Below are 17,072 nucleotides of genomic sequence, written 5' to 3'. Positions count from 1 at the left end.
AGAAAGTGCCCGGGGAACGATCGAGCAGGACCAAGGCCCGTATTCCCCGCGAACGCCGCAGGGAATACGGGCCTTTGTGCGTTGCAGGCAATGGAACCACTCGTTGCCGCGCCCTGCTGCAGTGCTGCAGTGCTGCAGTGCTGCAGTGCTGCAGTGCTGCCGGAAAGCAGCAACGAAGGCAGACGTCCAACGCCACGATGATGCGGCGTTCACTATGGTTGTTGAAGATCGGCCCACCCCAGGGCGCTCCCCGAGGTTCAGGCCGCCACGTACCCCTGCACCCAGCTGCTTTCGAACTTGAGCCGGAACTTTGTGCCGTCGAGTACGTCGTCGGCAATGACCGCCCAGTCACCGCCGTACACGGTCGTGTAGTTGCTCTGGCAATACGAGGACCCCGAGCTCGGGTAGAAGCACACCTTCACCTTGCGGGAAGGGGTCACGATGTTGTTGGTGAACCTGACATTGATGTCACCGCAGCGGGACGTGGCGGTGAGCCTGCCTGAGCTGGACCCGGGGAAGTAGTAGGTGCCGCTGCTGAAGTAGGACTCACCCCCATAGCAAGTTGCGGCACTCGCGGTGCCGGCGCTGCCCAACACGCCCACCCCCGCGAGTGTCAGCGCCGCCGTGAGCGTGGCGATCGCCTTGCGCACTGTGTGTACGGACATGGTGTTCTTCTCCCTGTCTGTTATCGGAAGCTGTGAGTCCGGCAGCAGGGCTCAAGCGGCGAGATAGCCCTTGAACGTGTTGCTGGCCAAGTCCATGGAGATCCTGAACTTGGTGCCGTCCTTGACGTCTGTCGCGATCACGCGCCAAGTGTTCAGGTCGCTGGACTTGTAGAACTCCTTCCAGGAGTTGCAGGTGGTGCCACCGGAGGTCGGGTAGAAACACACGCGCACGGTCAACGGGTTCGCGTTGCCCCAGCTGGTGAGCTTTAGGTTGATGTCGCTGCACCGCGACGTCGTGTAGTAGGGACCGAAACTGTGCTCGGCCTGGTCCGTTCCCGTGCTGAAGGTTTCGTACGACGCGCCCCCCTTGCAGGTCGCGGCCTGCGCGGTCGATGCGGTGCCAAAGACGAGCGCACCCGCCGCCATGACCAGCCCACCCGCGACTGCCGCCAGGCGCTTCGCTGTCGTCCTCATGTCCTGTTCCCCCTGGGCTGTTGTCGGGGGCTCCGGCTTGCGGAGCCCCCTCCGTGAATACCTGTTGACGGGACAACGGGGCTAACGCCGACGTTCCGTGCCGAGAAGTGCGAGTGCTTCGGTGCCGAAGTGGGAGAGTGATCCTCAGAACGCCCTGCTGATTTCCCCGTTGCTGCGGAGGCAACGGTGCCATGAGGCCGCTGTGAGGACCCTGAAGGTTCCTGAAGGCTTCTTCAGGAACCTCGCCGCACCTGTGGGTCATCCTGAATGCCATGCGGATATTGGTGGTGGAGGACGACCCGCGACTGGCTGAACTGCTGCGCCGCGGGCTTGTGGGCGAGGGGTACGCCGTCGACCTTGCCCACAACGGGCTCACCGGGCTGGAGTTGGCGCTCGACAGCGGTTACGACGCCGTCGTCCTGGACGTGATGCTGCCCGGCCTGAACGGCTACCGGATCTGCGCGCGGCTGCGTGATGCCGGCGTGTGGACGCCGGTGCTCATGTTGACCGCCAAGGACGGCGAGTACGACGAGGCCGAAGGCCTGGACACCGGTGCCGACGACTACGTCACCAAACCGTTTTCCTTTGTCGCTCTCGCTGCCCGACTGCGGGCCCTACTGCGACGCGGACGGCCTGAACGGCCAGCCGTTATCCGGGTCGGGGACCTGGAGATAGACCCCGCGGCCCGCAGCTGCCGACGGGGAACGACGCCGGTGGTGCTCACCGCGCGGGAATTCGCGGTCCTGGAATACCTGGCACACCGAACAGGTGAGACCGTCTCCAAGACGGAAGTACTGGAGCACGTATGGGATCACCGATTCGGCGGTGACGTGAACGTCGTCGAGGTGTACGTCAGCGCCCTGCGCCGCAAAATCGACACCCCGTTTCGACGGCGTACGATCCACACCGTCCGTGGCATCGGCTACCGCTTCGAAGCCACCGAAGGCCTGCACACGTGAGGCGGCCACAGGTCGGCACCATATGGCGGCGGCTTCGTCCGCGAACGATGCGCATGCGACTGACATTGCTGGCCGTCGTCATCACAGTCGTGCCACTGACTGCCTGCGCTGTCTCACTAGGCGTCACCATCAAGAAAACGCTTTTCGAGAACGCGCTGGAAAAGACCTCCGAACTCGGCCCGACAGACGGTTACACCCCTGGCGACTTCCCACCCTGCAGCCGCCATCCGGAGCTCGATATGGAGGAGGGCGGGCACAGGTTCACCATCTGTATCGCAAGAGGCGACACGGACGAAGGGCTGGTGCCGACACTGTCACTCATGCCATGGACGGACCCCCAGGAGTCCCCGCCGATGCGGTCCCACTTCGACGCCGAAAACGACGTAGCGATCATCCACTCAATCGGCATCTACCAAGCCCGCCTGAACGCCATCATGTGGTCGATGGCCGGAGGCACACTTGGCATCACACTCCTGATAGGCGCAAGCACCTGGTTCGCTGTCGGCCGGGTGCTGCGCCCGGTCGAAGCCATCCGCTCCGAATTCGCCGAGCTCAGTGCCCGTCATCTGGACCGGCGCGTGCCCGTACCCCGGGCCGGAAACGAGATCGCCCGCCTGGCCGAAACGATGAACAGCACTCTGGACCGTCTGCAGACCGCAGTCACCCAACAGCGCCGGTTCGTCGCAGACGCCTCCCACGAACTGCGCACCCCTCTCGCCTGCCTGCGCACCGAACTCGAACTCGCCCTCCACCGCGCCGAGGAAACCGACTGGCCCCAAGTCGTCCACGACGCCCATGAGGACACCAAACGCCTCCAAGACCTGACCGAAGACCTCCTGCTCCTGGCCCGTCTCGATGCCAGCCACACCGGCCGGCAACCGGAGCGGGCCGTCGACCTCACCGACCTGGTCCGCGACGAGACCGCCCGCCGTCGCCCACCGCGCCACATCACCCTCGACGTGCACACCGAATCCGGCCCCGTCATTGTGCAAGGCCAGCCCATGCTCCTCGCCCGGGTCCTCGGCAACCTCCTCGACAACGCCGAACGGCACGCCGCCGGCACCATCACCGTCCGCCTGACCCACGAGCCCGACAACCGCGAAGCCGTCCTGGACGTCCAGGACGACGGCCCCGGCATCCCAGCCGAAGACCACCAGCGGGTCTTCGAGCGCTTCACCCGGCTCGACGACGCCCGCACCCGCGATGCAGGAGGCTCGGGCCTCGGCCTGGCCATCGCCCACCACATAACCACCGCTCACCACGGCAGCCTCACCATCACACCCAGCGACCACGGCGCACACTTCACTCTCCGCCTCCCCGTTCAGGACACCTTCCTCCGAGCCTTCGTCTCTGTGCGCGGATCTTAAGAGGGCAACTGATCTGGTTTGCAGGTGATTTGGGGTGTTCGCAGTGACGTCTCTGATGCCCGCTGGACGATGATCGAGCCCGTGTTCGTGGTGGCATGGCGGGCCGCTCTCACCGGTCCGGGAACCGCGGCACGGGTGCATGATCTGCGGGAGATCGTGAACGCCATCCTCTACGTCAACCGCACGGGCATCCCGTGGGAGTACCTGCCGCACGACTTCCCTCCGTTCCCCTCCGTTCAAGACCGTCTACGACTGCTACGCGAAGTGGGAAGTGGAGGGCACTACTCAACGGGTGCACGATCTGCTGTGCGACAAGGCCCGCCGTGCGCAGGGCCGGCCTGCGGCCGCGTCAGCTGCGGTGCTCGACGCACAGAGCGTGAAACCCTCCGCGAACGTCGCTGAGGCCAGTCAGGGCATCGCCCCCGCAAGAAGATCAAAGGACGTAAACGTCACGTGGCCACGGAACCGCTCGGCCTGGTCCTTGCCGTCATCGTCACGGCCGCCTCGGTGCACGACTCCACCGCCGGAAAACGCCTGCTCGACGAACTCGCCTCCTCTCACCCCAGCGTGACGAAGGTCTGAGCGTACGGCGGGTACCAGAACAGCGTCTTCCAGCACGGAGCCGCGAGGAGTATCGACGTCGAGGTCGTAAAACGGCCCACCACCAAAGGATTTCAACCCCAGGCGAAACGTTGGGCGATCGAGCGCACGTTCGGCTGGCTGATGCAGCACCGGCGCCTCGTCCGGGACTATGAAGCACCGCCCCAGCGATCACGCGCAATGATCCACTGGCCCATGGCAAACAGAACGAGCCGCGAGCTCACCGGAGAGTCCACACCAACCTGGCGAACCGAACCGGGTGAATCGGGCAGAGCGACCTGAACATTGATCAGATGCTCTCTTAAGCGATCGTCCGCGCCGCGCAACCCTGCACGGCGCGGCACGTACTACCTCGGGCCGGGCCGGTTGTGGGAGAAGGACACCGGGAAGTCGCGCCGGAACTACTCGGTTCCGGTACGCGAGCTGGGGCACATGCGCGAGCAGGGCCTGCTGCCGTAGGAGTGGATCAGCGACGGCACCCGGCTGGTCCGGCGGGACATGCAGTACGACTCGATGCTGGAAGCCCTGGAGCGCACCGCCGAGACCTACCGGTACAACCTCTGGGCCTCCCAGCCCCGTCTCGTCGAGGTCTGGTGCGAGTCGGATTCGATCTCCGGTGTGCTGCGCCCGGCGACCACGAAGTGGGGCGTCGGTGTCAGCTTCCGAAGTCGCCTGCACAGATTGCCGAAGTCGTCTGCATCCCGAGAGACAGCTCTTCAAAGGTCAACGGGGAGTGTCGCGAAGTGAACTGACGGGACCCATCGGTCGGCGCCGTGTCCGGCGAGGGCTTCTATGAGTTCGGTTCGCTGTTTTTCCGTCATGGGGCCAAGGACACAGACCGGGAGGCGCGTGCGGTCCTTGAGTGTGTCCTGCTGGGGATAGGGCCATCCTGCCGGTCGGAGCATGGTCGGCCTGTTGGCTTCGGGCTCCAGGTCGATGTGGATTCCCGTGTACTGGTACCCCAGTGGGTTCTGGATTTGCTCAATGCTGGCGCGCTGGATCTGGCCCCACGGAATCTCCCGCCGTCCGGCGGCGCTCCCGGTCGCGATCCCCTCTGGACCGACGTGAAGCGCCCATCGGGATCGCGCTTTCGGCGCCCTCGCGTGTTTGGCGATCACGAATATCTCCGTGATCACACCGAGAATGGAGCCGAGTGCGACCAATCCGCCGAGTGCACCTCCGAGTGCCATGACGGCGAGCCATCCGTCCTGACCATCAGTAGCTCCCGGCGTAACGAGTCCAAGATGCAGCGGAAAGTAGATACTTGCCGTCGTCACCGCGGACGAAAGCAGTGCTGTGAACGAGACAGCCGTCAGGCGGGGTTTGGCCACGTAGGTGTCCAGTTGCTCCTTGCCGGTCCAGGACATCTCAAAAGAAGCGTGCGACGCGGTGGGCGGCACCTGAACCCGCGTCTTCACCTGCGATTGCCTCCTCTGGATGCTGCTGCCCGGCGCATCCGGTGAGAGGGCCGCCCGTCGCGCGAGTGACGTCCTCATGGCGCGGGCCATCCTGGCCAGGAGGACGTCTCGGGGGCCCGGGCCCGGCGGCGGGGACACGGGTGCGTGGTCGAGCTGTCGCAGGGCCTGGGCGAGGTCGGCGGCGTTCGGGTACCGCTGGACGGGGTCCTTGTGCAGCAGGACCAGCACGAGGTCGTCCCAGATGGACGGGATGCCCGTGGACAGCGAGCTGGGGACGGGGGGTTCCTGGGTGAGGTGTGCCGTGAGATAGCCAACGGTGTCGGGGGCCTGGAACGGCAGCCTGCCCGTGATCAGCTCGAAGAGAAGGCAGCCGAGCGCGTACAGGTCGCTGCGCGGTTCCGGGAAGCCGCGCGCTTGTTCGGGGGCCATGTACGGGGGTGTGCCCACGATGAAGCCGGTCTGGGTGAGGCGGTCCGCGGTCGCGTAGGGGTCGGCCGCCCTCGCGATGCCGAAGTCGAGGACCTTCACGTTGCCGGAAGGCGTGATGAGGGTGTTGGAGGGCTTGATGTCCCGGTGCATGATTCCGGCGTTGTGCGCTTCAGCGAGCGCGTCGCATATCTGCGCACCCCATCGTGCGGCGTCGGGCAAGGCGACGGCGCCTCGGCGCAGTATTGCGTCCAGGCCGTCGCCTCGGATCAGCTCCATCACCAGGAATGGGACTTTGTTGTCCTCTGAGCCGGTCTCGCCGAGGTCGTGGATGGTCACGATGTTGGGGTGCTGCAGCTGGGCGGTGATCCGTGCCTCGCGCAGGAACCTGGCGCGCGCCTCGTCGCCACGGCTTCCGCCACCGGCGAGCAGCGAAATCACCTTGACTGCGACACGTCGGCTCAGCGTTTCGTCCTGCGCCTCCCACACTTGCCCCATTCCGCCCTCGCCGAGCTGCCGCACCAACCGGTAACGGCCCCCGAGAAGCAGGTCTCGCACTACTATGCCTCCCCCGTTTCGAACATGCCTGTGGCTCCTGCCGGCGAGGTGGGGATCGTGACGCGACCGCGAAGGCGACGCGCACGTCTCCCAGAAACCCGCCAATCGGCAGGGGTGTTCGCCAACACAGCTGCCCTGATCTGGATCAGCTTTCCATCTCCGGCATGTCCCCGTTGTGGAACGGCCCCGTCGGCTGCCACGTGCACAGAACTTCCACTCCGTTCGATGACCTCGACCGCTGCGGGTCACGGATCGAGGTCACCGTGCGTCTCCGGACGACGCGGCGACGGAGGATGCTCCGCGAGGTAGCGGTGAAGCGAGGTCTTGGGGATTCCGGTCTTCGCGGCGATCCACCCGAGGCTGGTGCCCTGCTGATTGAGGAGCCTGGCGTACTCGACGCCGACGCCCAACAAGAAGGCGCGCTCTTCTTCGACCGGTCGAGGGTTCGACAGCCGAGGCTGGGCAAGATCAAGAGCTGCCGGGGCGGCGTCTCGGTTCGTGCGCGCCAGCGCGAGGGCCGTCTCTATCTCGGCCATGGCCTCCTGCCAGGAACTGCGGTGCGGGGGCTGCCGGTCGCCGTCGTAGATGTGCCGGTGCTCCAGCCGCAGCGTGGAGGCGAGGCGGCCGAAGGCGATGATGGTCCCATCGGCGACCAGGTACAGGGCAGTACCGGCGGCTTGCAGCATCGCCTCTTGGACGTCAGGCTTGAGGTGCTCGTAGGGTCGGCCGCCAAACGGCGTGCCCGCCGCTCGTCCGCTCTTCGATTGCCGAGGGAGCTGATGGCCCGGCATCGTCCGGGGCGCCGTCCGCTCGTGTCGGCCCGTGTTTCCGAAAGTCTCCCTCTGCTGCTACCAAAGCCCCACGGCAGCAAGGTCAGTAACGCGCAGTCAGGGTGTCATGGTCCATGTGCGGGTGGACGGAGCGGCGTCGGTGTTGCCGGCCCAGTCCAGGGACGCACGCGGAAGGTGTGCAGGCCGAGGGCCAGCAAGGCGTACGTCTTGGGCGGGGCGCAGCTCGCGTACGGCTGAGCGTCGAGGCCGCACTGGAAGCCGTTGCCGTTTACGCCGATGAACGAAAATGACACCGAACGGCTCTTCGTCGTACTGCCGTTGGCGGGACCTGCGGTCATCGCCGGTCTCGGGCGGGACGGTGTCCACGATGAAGCTGCGGTATTGCGGCGACGGGGCCGAAGACAGCGTTGAGCGCGAACGTCCACGCATCGTCGGGCTGAGGTATGCCTGCATGAACTCCACCAGTCCGCCCCGTCCCCGCCCGCCACTCGCGGCGCACTGCGCGAATCGTGGCACGGAGCAGGCAGGTCGGACCGGGAAAGTCACAACAAATACGTCACTCACTCCGGCTTGCTTCTCTACTCTGTCCTCCATGCACTCGACGATCAGAGGGGCGCTCAGCGTCTCGGGTGTTCTCGCCGCACTGGCCGCTCTGTCCACTGGTTGCGGCAAGGACGGCTCACACACCGACTCCGCCGACAAGCCCCGCACCAAGCCGACTTCCCAGCCCTCGTCACACCCCGGGCTGGGCAACATCCTCGTCGGGGGCAAGGCCGTCACCGGTTCGAAGGCCACCGGCAACAAGAAGATGCCCTACCAACGCACCTATACCGACGGCGCGCTCTACGCGCCGGTCACCGGCTACCGGTCGATGACGTACGGCATCACGGGACTGGAAGCTGTGTACGACGACGTCCTGGCCGCTAAAGCGTCCGGTGCCGCATCGGGCAACGTCGTGACGACGATCGACCCCGCGGCCCAGAAGGCCGCGTTCGATGCGCTGGGCGACCGACAAGGCGCCGCGGTGGCACTCGACGCCGAGTCGGGGAAGCTTCTCTTGGCAGTCAGCACCCCCTCGTACGATCCGGCGGCTTTCAGCGGACAGCGTCCGGCGGACGCGAAGGCATGGAAGGCGGCCAACGCAGACAAGCGCTCGCCCATGGTCAACCGGGCTCTGCACCGGGTCGGCTCTCCGGGTGGGACCTTCAGCGTCGTCGTCGCGGCCGCCGCGCTGGAGAACGGGCTGTATGAGACGGTGGACGACAAGACCAGCAGCCCTCTCACGTATGTGCTCCCCCGCACGGTGACCCGCGTGACCGGTATCTCCCCGCGGTGCGAGAACGCCTCGATCAGGCAGGCGCTGCGCTACTCCTGCGCCAACGTCTTCGCCAAGATGGCCGCCGATCTCGGTGCGGCCAAGCTCCGGTCGACGGCGGAGAAGTTCGGGTTCAACGACGACACGTTGACCGTGCCCGTGAAGGTCTCCGAGAGCACCTATCCCCAAGGAGACGTGCCGCCCTCCGAGTCAGCGCTGACGGGAATGGGGGGCGGAACGGTCACGGCGACTCCGCTGGAGATGGCGAGGGTTGCAGCTGTGGTCGCCAACGGAGGACGGCTGGTAGCCCCGCAGTTGGTGAAGAAGGTAGCGAAGGCCGACGGCAGCCAGGAAAAGCCTCAGTCATCGGGTGGCAAGGTCGAACAGGTCATCACCCGCCGTACAGCCGATGCGCTGCGATCGGCACTCAAGACCGCGGCGAGCGACGTGGTGTCCCAGAGCGCGGATGGGATGGAGTCCGGGATCAGCGCAAAGACGGGGTGGGTCACGGATGGCCTGGGCGGCTCTGCCACCGCGTGGTTCACCGCGTATGCGGACGGAGCAAATGGACAGCCGATCGCTGTGGCCGTCTGTATCGAGGGCCTTCCGCCATCCGCAGGAGGGGGGAAGGGCCCCCAACAGGCGGTCGCGGTAGGCGAGGCGATTTTCGCGAGCGCCTCCTGACTGCTGGAACAGCCCCCCGTGTGTGGGCGCGTGACGCGCCGCGGGGTCACCACCGTGGTCCGCCGGTTGTTTTCTCTCCAGTCCATGCCTGCAGGCGCAGCGGCTGGTCGCGGGAAGCAGCAGTGACTGCAGCAGTACCGCCAGCGAAGACGGCCGACCCCGCCACAACCATGAGGATGCCCACGATGGCACCCATGACAAGCACACCGAGAATGATCATGCCGATGCTGCCGCTTCCGGCTCCACGGATTCTGTAGCAATCTCGCCTTCCGCTCCGCTCACACAGTCCGGCATGGCGGCACTCAACTGGCCACCGTCCAGCCCGAGTTATATAGGGAGCGTCTTCGACAAACGGGCCGCGCTGCGGCGACCCGGTCCGTAGGCTTTGCGATGGAATCACTGAAATCCTCCCGCATGGACTGAGACACCGTGAACACTGCGACACTGCTGCTGCTCGGCGTCGCAGGCGGAGCAGTACGCGGAATCATGCACGCCTACGACTGCATGACCGAATGGCTCAACGGGCGTCAGCAGTACCCGCATGCTCCCAATCCCGGCACCGAGGGCCCGCCCGCCTTCGGTGCGTTCTATGACGTCGGGGGCGAATCCATCGCCGCCGTGGTGCACGCCCTCCTGGGGGCTCTGGTGGCCGGGCTGCTGGGAACGTCAGGACAGGTCAGTGGCGGCTTCGCGGTGTTCGCCGCCGGCGCCTCCGCGCCCCTGGTCCTGGTCCAGCTCAAGAACTCCCGCCTGGCCGAAGCAATTCTCGGGGAAGGTACTGCTCCCGCAGCCGCGGGCGCCGCGCAGCCGGCGGACACAGCCAGCAACGGTCCGGGGCAGGCCCTGGACAGTACGCAGGAGACCTTGTCGGCACAGCGCCCCGGCACCGGCACACCGATACCCCCTCCGGTGAGACGGCCGCCCCCATCGGGTTCCTCTTCGCAGCTGGGCAGGGCACGCGGCCCAGCCGCTGATCAGGACGGCGCCGGATGAGCCGGCCCGGTCTGCTACGACGGGCCGCCGCTGCCACCCTCGGCGCCACCGGCCGTCCCACCCAGACCACCGCGCTGACGGCCTCCGTCGAGCTCGGTCTCGCCCGTCGGGCCGCAGCCGCCCTCATCGGCATCCGCTCCTACCGGCAGGCCGACAACTCCTCCTCGACGTCGAGGGTCTGGGAAGTTCGACGTCCAACGGGCGCCACGGCACGCCGGTCCGTCCTCATCGCGCCACCACCGCAGGCCGAGGCAGGCGCAGCCGCCGCTCCCCCGCCTCCGCTCCATGACGATCTCCGGGCCGATCCCTCGGCTTGGCTCACCGTCGTTCTCGATCCCGCCGCGCCGGTGATGATCGGACCGAGCGGCACTCCTGCACGGCAGCGTCAGCGCGGGCCTCGCAACACTCTCGTGCTGGCTGCGATGGCTGCCGTCCTTGCTATCGCTTTCACCGCATTCGGCTATCGGCTCCGCCCCTTCATCCACCAGCAGCTCTCCTCGCCCTCCGTGAACGGAGACGACCCGTCCCCCTCTCTTTCTGCCGTAGTGAGCGGTGACGTGCCAGAGGCCTACCTCGGCAGTTGGAGAGCCACCATCTCCAACCTCACCGGGAAGAACACCCGAACGCTCGTCGTCAAGCAGGGCCTCATCGGCGACGACGTAGCAATCGTCGTCGCCGACGGTCCCGTCAAGAGCGGCGGAATCTACCACTGTGTATTCACGGCCCCCTTGACCGCCGTGTCGAGCGACGGTAGCCAGGTGAAGCTCGGTCCGAGCACCGTCACCTCCGGCGTTCCGTGGTCCGCCTGCGCGCCGGGGCGCACCTCGACCCTCGCACTCAAAAGCGGCAACACCCTGCGCCGCGTCACCTCCAACAGCATTGAGGCTCTCACCTACACCCGGTAGCCCTCACGCCCTGAACTGGAGGCGCTGGTGGCCGCCTGACCTCGTCCACGTCCGGGTTTGACGCCTGGTCCTGCGCACAGCGAGTGCCGCCAGGTCGGGGCGCGCCAGGTTCATCGCACCAGGCGGCCGGTACGCCGGTTCAAACGGCTCCGCACCCGCTACGAGCGACGCGCCGATCTCCACCAGGGTCTGCTCGAACTGGCCTGCAGCCTCATATGCCTGCGCCGCCTGCGAACCTCATCCTGAAGCGATCAGCTGGCTACGCTGAACCACCCCGGCCGCACCTCGTCCAGAAGCGGTTGCAGCGACTGCACTGCGGCCCGCAGGTCCTGATCCGTGACGTCAAGAGGCTCCGGCAGGCTCAGCCCATACCAGCGCAGCCGCCAGAGGTCGAAGACTTCCCTCCCGTCGGCTGCGAAGTCCACATCGACCTCAGTGCCGTTGTCGCTGACGAAACGGCACCCTGCCCCATGAACCGTGTAGGCGTAGGTGCCGATGTGCCCACTCCGGCCGATCCGGCGCGAACGGGCCAGGCCGAGGACATCTGCCAGTCGCTCAAGAGAGGGGATCGCCACCCTCATGGCCTCGTCAATCGCGTTCAGAGCGCGGACGTAACCGAGCACGAGGTCTCGCGCAGCCCCAACCTGTTCCATACGGCGTCATTCCCCCCCTGAGCCCGTGGCTGAAGGGATTGTTCCATGGGGCCGCCAGCGTCTCCGCAGGACGGCATTCTGAAACGATCAGTAAGCCTCGCGGGCCTTGATGTCCTTGATCTGCGCGTTGGCCGGGCGGTTGATCATGATGGCCGCCTGGGCCTCACCATCGCCGCCACCATCCGCTCCAGGCGGGCCAGCCGGGTCTTCTCGGTGCGGGCGGTGACCAGGCGGAGGTAGAGGGCGAACTGGTCGGACTTGCTGAGTGTTTCGTAGAACGCCCGCGCGGCCGGGTTTGCGTCGAGCGCCTCGACGAGATCCGGCGGTGCGGTGGCATTCTTCTGCGAGGCGTATGCCGTCTCCCAGCGGCCGTCCGCCCGAGCCGCCTCGATCTCGGCGAGGCCGCGGGGGCGCATCCGGCCTGCCGCGATCAGGGCGTCGGCCTTGTCGACGTTCACCTGCGACCAGGCGGAGCGGGGGCTGCGGGGTGTCGTGCGCTGCAGGAAGTACGTGTCGTCAAAGCCGCGCCGCAGACCGTCGATCCAGCCGAAGCAGAGCACCGTGTCGACCATCTCTTCCCAGGTGAGCGATGGGATGCCGGTGTGCTTCTTGGCGATCTTCACCCAGAGCGCGGTGCGTTCCCCGTGATGCGTGTCGAGCCAGGCCTCAAGCTCGGCCGGGCTCGCGGGGACAAGGATCTCGACGCCGTCCTCGTATTTCTGCATAAACCGCAGACTAGAGGCCCTATAGGACAGGTGCTGACCTACCCGAGTGCACCGCTCAGGTGACCTGCTCAAGCGGCCGACTCAGGCAACCTGACCGCCTCACTACTTAGCGAGCTTCGCCCTGCTGCCACAGGCCACCCGCGAGTCGATGAACTGCTTGAGCTGACGGCCGACGTCGAGGTCGCGTACTCGGATGTGCCCGATCTCCCCGCTGTGGCCGCCTGGAGGAACCCGACGAACCGGCGGCACAGTCAGCAGGTTAACGCAGGTAGCGGTACAGGTGCACGGGCCGTAGTAGGGCAGGTCAGCCCCAGCCGGAGTTCCGGGCCGTGCTTCGGCGGGCGTCCCAGGGGTCAGGGACGCGCTGAATCGTCAAGTGCAGCCCACCGCAGCGGAGTTCGAACGCTGGCGACCGGCTTCCATGTGTCTTCCTAGTCATGCAGGCCATCTCAACGGATCGGTAATGGCGTAGCTACGCCTTACCTAGGCCACTTCGTCGCGATCCCCTGCCCCGCAAGCCCCGTACCCCCTGCCCTAGGCATGCTGATAGAGGCCGAGGGCGATCACTCCGGCGCCGATCCAGATCCATCCCTTGTGGACCGGGTGGTGTGGGGTGCACGCCGGGGGCCCCTGCGAGCGAACCGGTGTGCTGACGGCCGCCCGGTGGATCCGTACGGGCGTCAGGACATGCTGCCCCGGCACACCTTCCCTGGGGCCGGGGTGCGGCCTGTGCGGAGGTATTGGTCGACTGTCTCCGTGACGCAGCGGTTCTGCGGGTATGTGCCGTGGCCCTCCTCCTTGGCCGTCAGGAGCACGCCGACACTGTCGCCCAGGGCGCGGGCCATGTGGCGGGCGCCGGGGTATGGGGTAGTCGGGTCGCCGGTGCCGCCGACCACCAGGATGGGGGCCGCGCCGTCGGCATTCACCTGGAGCGTGGCGCGCTCGCCGTCGAACGGCCAGTCGTAACAGAGGTAGACGCCGGTGGACCAAGCCGCGCCGAAGACGGGTGAGGCGGCTTTGATGCGGGCCTCGTCCCTGTCGAGGCGTTCGAAGTCGGGGCGCAGGCTGGAGTCCGCGCAGGTGATCGCGATCAGGGCGGCGCGGCTGCTGTCGCGCGGGGTCGCCGCGTGGTCGGCGGAGCCGATGTCGTCCGCGCCCTTGCTCAGCGGACGGCCGTCATTGTGCTCGATCAGCGCGGTGAGGGCCTTGGCGAGCGGCGACCAGCCGTCTGTGCCGAGACCGAGATGGTCGCTGACGGCGTACGCGAGGGCGTCGGCGTCGAGTTTCCTGCCGCCGCCGGCCGGGGCGGGCTTCTTCTCCAGGCGATCGGCCAGGCGCGCCATGCGTCGCGCGGCCTCCTCGGGCCCGTCGCCGGTCGGGCAGTGGCGGATACGGGCCGCGCAGTGCGCAGCGAACCGGTCGAACGCCGCCTGGACCGCCTTGACTTGCGACACCTGCTCCTCGTCGAGGTCCTCGGTCGGATCGACGGACGCTTCGAGGACGAGCCGTCCGACGTGCGACGGGTACAGGTGGGCGTAGACCGCGCCGAGCGCCGTTCCGTACGAGACGCCGAAGTAATGCAGCCGCTCGTCGCCGAGGAGGTAGCGCATCAGCTCGAGGTCGCGCGCGGTGTGCGAGGTGCCGAGGTACGGGAGGAGCGCCCCGGCGTGCTCGGCGCAGGCGTCGGCCCCCTCGTAGCCGGTGTCGTCCGCGGTCTTCCCGCAGCGCACGGGGATGGTTGCGCCAACGCCGCGCGGGTCGAAGGAGACCAGGTCGTAGCGGTCGAGGAGCGGCTCGTACTGGTTGAGGCGTTCGGGCAGTCCGCTCACGCCGGACACGCCTGGGCCGCCGAAGTTGAGGACGAGCGAGCCGATGCGCCGGGCGTTCGGGCCGGTGGCCTTGCGGCGGATCAGGGCGACGTCGATGGTCCTGCCGTCTGGTTTCTGGTAGTCGAGCGGGGACTTCATGGAGGCGCAGTCGTAGCCCGTGCGTGCGGTGGGCGGCGAGGTGCAGCGGGACCAGTGGAGGTGTTGGCCGGTGGTGAGCGCGGTGGGCAGACCGGCGGGCGGGTTGTTCGCGGTGAACTCCGTACGCGGCTCCGCGCTCCGGCCTGGAGCGTCGCGCTGGAGCCAGGCGCCGACGGCCCCGATCGCGACAAGCACGACCACGGCGATGATGCGCGCACCGACCGAGAGGCCCGGTCTGCGGCTTCGTATCGTATGTGCGTCACTCATTGAACTCCCCGTGTTCCCGCCCCTGGACGCCCGCCCCGTGCTCGCATGCACGTACCCGTGATCGTCCGATCGTCGAATGAATGCAGGGTACAAGCCGCCTCCGACTGCTCGGCTCGCGAGAGTGCCCAGGAATTCACACCGCCCGCGGGTCGGCCAACTGCACCACCAGCAGGGCGACATCGCCCAGGTGGCGGCGGAGCGCCCCGGCCACCAGGTCACCCGGTTTCGAGGTGTGCCGTGATGTGCCGCCGCCCTGGCAGGGCCAGCGCACCTCATGCGGGTGCGGGCGGCGCGTCCTGGCTTGATGCGGCGTACTCGACAGCCGCCTCGACGTCCTTGGGCGCGGCCCAGCCGTCGTAGCGCGTGCCCAGGGCAGTGGTGGTCGTTCTGGGCACGAGGCGGCCGTGCAGGACATCGGCAACGAACTCCGTCAGGTCCCGTTCCTCACCGTGGTCCCAGCCGACGTGGACAGGACCGTGCCAGAACGGACTTGGGTCGCAGACCTCCGCGCAGGCCACGACGCTGAAGCTGCTCACGAGCGGATGCAGATGGCTCCACGGCCCGTCAGGCTCCGCAGGACGGTACGCGCGTGTCGTAGTAGGCGCCAGGTACGGCTTGCGGGTGTGGATGCCACCCCGCATCGCCTCGTAGCCCCGGCCGCTGCGGGAACGAACGGACCAGTTCCTCGACGAACCGGTGCCCCAGCCCCTGGCCCGGGCGCTGTCGGCCACCGACACCGCCTCCAGTTCGACGAGCGACCTCGACAGCCTCGAAGGACTCCTGACAAAAGTGGTGGGCTTGACCTGGTCAGCGGTCGGTGTCGTGCACGAGGCCGCCGGGTAGCAGGACGCGGTCAGCCGCGCGATCGCACGCGATAAACACGGCGACGCAGACGATCATCCCCGGGATACTGGTCGCCCATGGATGAGGTCAAAGTTGTCGTCGCCCATTCCGAGCGCGCGACCCTGCGCGTCGGCGATGTGTTCCTGAAGGTGGACGCCGATCAGGCGCGCGTCGACGTCGAGGTGGAGGCGATGTCCCTCGCGCCGGTCCCGACCCCGGAGGTCCTCTGGCGCAAGCCGCCCGTGCTCGCGATCGCCGCACTCCCGGGGACGACGCTTGGGCGCCTCGGCGGGCCGTCGACCGGGTCGTCGGCGGCGTGGGCCGCGGCGGGCGCCGCCATCCGGAAGCTGCACGACGCGCCGCTGCCGACCCGGCCCGGCCGGGCCGGCCGGAGCATCGTCGCGCTGGCGGCGGAACTCGACGACGAGTGCGAGTTTCTCGTGACGAACGGCCTCCTGCCCGCTGACCTGGTCACCCACAACCGCCAGGTCGCCGAGGCCGCCCTCCGACCGTGGACTCCGGCGTTCACGCACGGCGACCTGCAGATCGCGCACGTCTTCGTCGACGGCGACGAGGTCACGGGCATCATCGACTGGTCCGAGGCGGGCCAGGGTGATGGCCTGTACGACCTCGCCACCTTCACGCTCGGACACAAGGAGCACCTCGACGACGTCGTCGCCGGCTATGGCGCCGACGTCGACCTCGACGTGATCCACGCGTGGTGGTCGTTGCGAAGCCTGCTGGCGGTTCGCTGGCTGATCGAGCACGGCTTCGACCCGTTCGCGCCGGGCTGTGAGGTCGACGTGCTGAGATCCCGGATGTGAAGCTGCGCTGGCCCGACTGCTACGAATGCGTTCTGACGCATCGAGCAGGCCATCCCCTGGGGCGCATCGCCTGCCCTTACGCTCGACAAAGTGCGGGGCTCAGTCGTCGCCAGCAGATGACGGCGCAGCCGAGGATGACGAACGCGTGGTGGATGTCGTCGCGGATCTCCCAGTGGAGCGGATCGCTGACCTGCTGGAAGCCCGCCCGGAGGCGGCGGTTTAGGCGATTGCGGCCTTCAACGCCTCCGCAGCCGACGACCCGTCACGGAAACGGCGGAGCCCACGCAGGCAGCACACCTGACAGGAACCTGCCCGCACCCCACCCCGCCCAGCCGCCCCGGCAGCCTCTACCGCGCTGCAACCGCCTCACCCACAGAAGCGGCAGGGGTCAGGTGCGGCGGCGGGGCTTGCCCCGCTTGCCGGCCCCGGCGCCCCTGGCGCTCTTGGCGTTCCCCGTGCCCTTGCTCTTGGTGCTCTTGGCGTTCTTGCCGGCGCCGGTAGCGGCGCGGGAGTTCTTGCCCGCCGCCTTACCCGCCGCCTTGCCCGCGGGGTCTTGTTGCGTAGCGGGCGGGCGGCGGCCGCGGGTGCTGTTGGCGGTGCGGCCGCGGACGATGCCGATGAAGTCCTCCACCAGGTCG

General features: G+C 67.5%; 18 protein-coding genes and 3 pseudogenes. 11 read left to right on the top strand and 10 right to left on the bottom strand.

What is annotated here, in order from left to right; genetic code table 11:
- Positions 1-257: 257 nt before the first annotated feature.
- Together ACN6LB_RS44030 and ACN6LB_RS44025 are read right to left on the bottom strand one after the other, a co-directional pair.
- Positions 258-665, bottom strand: coding sequence for a hypothetical protein (locus tag ACN6LB_RS44030; RefSeq protein ID WP_445030818.1), 408 nt, complete (start codon positions 663-665; stop codon positions 258-260).
- 51 nt (positions 666-716) lie between these two features.
- Positions 717-1,139, bottom strand: a complete 423-nt coding sequence (locus ACN6LB_RS44025; protein WP_445030817.1) for a hypothetical protein — start codon at positions 1,137-1,139, stop codon at positions 717-719.
- Positions 1,140-1,411: 272 nt separating this feature from the next.
- Here ACN6LB_RS44025 and ACN6LB_RS44020 point away from each other — a divergent pair, with 272 nt between their 5' ends.
- From ACN6LB_RS44020 to ACN6LB_RS44000, 5 genes and pseudogenes are all read left to right on the top strand, one after another.
- Entirely contained in the window at positions 1,412-2,098 is a 687-nt protein-coding gene (locus ACN6LB_RS44020) for a response regulator (RefSeq protein WP_445030816.1), read from the top strand.
- Between the two features lie 320 nt (positions 2,099-2,418).
- The gene (locus ACN6LB_RS44015; RefSeq protein ID WP_445030815.1) at positions 2,419-3,465 is read left to right on the top strand and encodes a sensor histidine kinase; all 1,047 of its coding nucleotides are present in this window, start codon (positions 2,419-2,421) and stop codon (positions 3,463-3,465) included.
- A gap of 24 nt (positions 3,466-3,489) precedes the next feature.
- A complete protein-coding gene (locus tag ACN6LB_RS44010; protein WP_445030820.1) occupies positions 3,490-3,867 on the top strand; it encodes a transposase in 378 nt (125 codons plus the stop codon).
- Positions 3,868-3,885: 18 nt separating this feature from the next.
- Positions 3,886-4,047, top strand: a pseudogene (locus tag ACN6LB_RS44005) (transposase); the annotation flags it as partial.
- A gap of 51 nt (positions 4,048-4,098) precedes the next feature.
- Positions 4,099-4,347: a hypothetical protein gene (locus tag ACN6LB_RS44000; protein WP_445030819.1), complete on the top strand. Its 249-nt coding sequence runs from the start codon at positions 4,099-4,101 to the stop codon at positions 4,345-4,347.
- 434 nt (positions 4,348-4,781) lie between these two features.
- Here the strand turns inward: ACN6LB_RS44000 and ACN6LB_RS43995 are convergent, their stop codons facing one another.
- Together ACN6LB_RS43995 and ACN6LB_RS43990 are read right to left on the bottom strand one after the other, a co-directional pair.
- On the bottom strand, positions 4,782-6,467 hold the full coding sequence (locus ACN6LB_RS43995; RefSeq protein ID WP_445030814.1) for a serine/threonine-protein kinase: 1,686 nt from the start codon (positions 6,465-6,467) through the stop codon (positions 4,782-4,784).
- Positions 6,468-6,712: 245 nt separating this feature from the next.
- Complete coding sequence (locus ACN6LB_RS43990; RefSeq protein WP_445030813.1) at positions 6,713-7,153, bottom strand: hypothetical protein; 441 nt, start codon at positions 7,151-7,153, stop codon at positions 6,713-6,715.
- 697 nt (positions 7,154-7,850) lie between these two features.
- Between ACN6LB_RS43990 and ACN6LB_RS43985 the strand changes: the two genes are divergently transcribed.
- From ACN6LB_RS43985 to ACN6LB_RS43970, 4 genes and pseudogenes are all read left to right on the top strand, one after another.
- Positions 7,851-9,257, top strand: coding sequence for a penicillin-binding transpeptidase domain-containing protein (locus tag ACN6LB_RS43985; RefSeq protein ID WP_445030812.1), 1,407 nt, complete (start codon positions 7,851-7,853; stop codon positions 9,255-9,257).
- Between the two features lie 429 nt (positions 9,258-9,686).
- Complete coding sequence (locus ACN6LB_RS43980) at positions 9,687-10,250, top strand: hypothetical protein (RefSeq protein ID WP_445030811.1); 564 nt, start codon at positions 9,687-9,689, stop codon at positions 10,248-10,250.
- Positions 10,247-11,155 carry a hypothetical protein gene (locus ACN6LB_RS43975; RefSeq protein WP_445030810.1) on the top strand — a complete coding sequence of 303 codons (909 nt, stop codon included), beginning with the start codon at positions 10,247-10,249 and terminating at the stop codon, positions 11,153-11,155. Before ACN6LB_RS43980 ends, ACN6LB_RS43975 begins: the two co-directional genes overlap by 4 nt.
- A gap of 135 nt (positions 11,156-11,290) precedes the next feature.
- Positions 11,291-11,401: pseudogene (locus ACN6LB_RS43970) on the top strand (IS5/IS1182 family transposase); the annotation flags it as partial.
- Positions 11,402-11,406: 5 nt separating this feature from the next.
- On the opposite strand, the gene ACN6LB_RS43965 reads toward ACN6LB_RS43970, so the two are convergent.
- The 5 genes from ACN6LB_RS43965 to ACN6LB_RS43945 form a co-directional block, all read right to left on the bottom strand.
- The gene (locus tag ACN6LB_RS43965; RefSeq protein ID WP_445030809.1) at positions 11,407-11,808 is read right to left on the bottom strand and encodes a DUF6896 domain-containing protein; all 402 of its coding nucleotides are present in this window, start codon (positions 11,806-11,808) and stop codon (positions 11,407-11,409) included.
- Between the two features lie 143 nt (positions 11,809-11,951).
- The gene (locus ACN6LB_RS43960) at positions 11,952-12,533 is read right to left on the bottom strand and encodes a YdeI/OmpD-associated family protein (protein WP_445030808.1); all 582 of its coding nucleotides are present in this window, start codon (positions 12,531-12,533) and stop codon (positions 11,952-11,954) included.
- Positions 12,534-13,213: 680 nt separating this feature from the next.
- A complete protein-coding gene (locus ACN6LB_RS43955) occupies positions 13,214-14,767 on the bottom strand; it encodes an alpha/beta hydrolase (RefSeq protein WP_445030807.1) in 1,554 nt (517 codons plus the stop codon).
- 133 nt (positions 14,768-14,900) lie between these two features.
- Entirely contained in the window at positions 14,901-15,038 is a 138-nt protein-coding gene (locus tag ACN6LB_RS43950; RefSeq protein WP_445030806.1) for a hypothetical protein, read from the bottom strand.
- 1 nt (position 15,039) lies between these two features.
- Complete coding sequence (locus tag ACN6LB_RS43945) at positions 15,040-15,303, bottom strand: hypothetical protein (protein ID WP_445030805.1); 264 nt, start codon at positions 15,301-15,303, stop codon at positions 15,040-15,042.
- Between the two features lie 160 nt (positions 15,304-15,463).
- Here ACN6LB_RS43945 and ACN6LB_RS43940 point away from each other — a divergent pair, with 160 nt between their 5' ends.
- Together ACN6LB_RS43940 and ACN6LB_RS43935 are read left to right on the top strand one after the other, a co-directional pair.
- Entirely contained in the window at positions 15,464-15,610 is a 147-nt protein-coding gene (locus ACN6LB_RS43940; protein ID WP_445030804.1) for a hypothetical protein, read from the top strand.
- A gap of 77 nt (positions 15,611-15,687) precedes the next feature.
- Positions 15,688-16,434, top strand: a complete 747-nt coding sequence (locus ACN6LB_RS43935) for a phosphotransferase family protein (protein WP_445030803.1) — start codon at positions 15,688-15,690, stop codon at positions 16,432-16,434.
- Between the two features lie 388 nt (positions 16,435-16,822).
- On the opposite strand, the pseudogene ACN6LB_RS43930 reads toward ACN6LB_RS43935, so the two are convergent.
- Positions 16,823-17,072 (bottom strand): annotated as a pseudogene (locus ACN6LB_RS43930) (LysR family transcriptional regulator); the annotation flags it as partial.

The sequence above is a fragment of the Streptomyces sp. SAS_270 genome, from assembly GCF_052543295.1.
The sequence above is the reverse complement of the archived record's forward strand: the minus strand, read 5'-3'. Positions and strand labels throughout refer to the sequence as shown.

What these genes read in the sequence shown, in the direction of transcription:
- ACN6LB_RS44030 (WP_445030818.1), bottom strand. Translation starts at nt 665, where the DNA reads ATGTCCGTACACACAGTGCGCAAGGCGATCGCCACGCTCACGGCGGCG.
- ACN6LB_RS44025 (WP_445030817.1), bottom strand. Translation starts at nt 1,139, where the DNA reads ATGAGGACGACAGCGAAGCGCCTGGCGGCAGTCGCGGGTGGGCTGGTC.
- ACN6LB_RS44020 (WP_445030816.1), top strand. Translation starts at nt 1,412, where the DNA reads ATGCGGATATTGGTGGTGGAGGACGACCCGCGACTGGCTGAACTGCTG.
- ACN6LB_RS44015 (WP_445030815.1), top strand. Translation starts at nt 2,419, where the DNA reads ATGCCATGGACGGACCCCCAGGAGTCCCCGCCGATGCGGTCCCACTTC.
- ACN6LB_RS43990 (WP_445030813.1), bottom strand. Translation starts at nt 7,153, where the DNA reads ATGCTGCAAGCCGCCGGTACTGCCCTGTACCTGGTCGCCGATGGGACC.
- ACN6LB_RS43985 (WP_445030812.1), top strand. Translation starts at nt 7,851, where the DNA reads ATGCACTCGACGATCAGAGGGGCGCTCAGCGTCTCGGGTGTTCTCGCC.
- ACN6LB_RS43975 (WP_445030810.1), top strand. Translation starts at nt 10,247, where the DNA reads ATGAGCCGGCCCGGTCTGCTACGACGGGCCGCCGCTGCCACCCTCGGC.
- ACN6LB_RS43965 (WP_445030809.1), bottom strand. Translation starts at nt 11,808, where the DNA reads ATGGAACAGGTTGGGGCTGCGCGAGACCTCGTGCTCGGTTACGTCCGC.
- ACN6LB_RS43960 (WP_445030808.1), bottom strand. Translation starts at nt 12,533, where the DNA reads ATGCAGAAATACGAGGACGGCGTCGAGATCCTTGTCCCCGCGAGCCCG.
- ACN6LB_RS43955 (WP_445030807.1), bottom strand. Translation starts at nt 14,767, where the DNA reads ATGAGTGACGCACATACGATACGAAGCCGCAGACCGGGCCTCTCGGTC.
- ACN6LB_RS43935 (WP_445030803.1), top strand. Translation starts at nt 15,688, where the DNA reads ATGGATGAGGTCAAAGTTGTCGTCGCCCATTCCGAGCGCGCGACCCTG.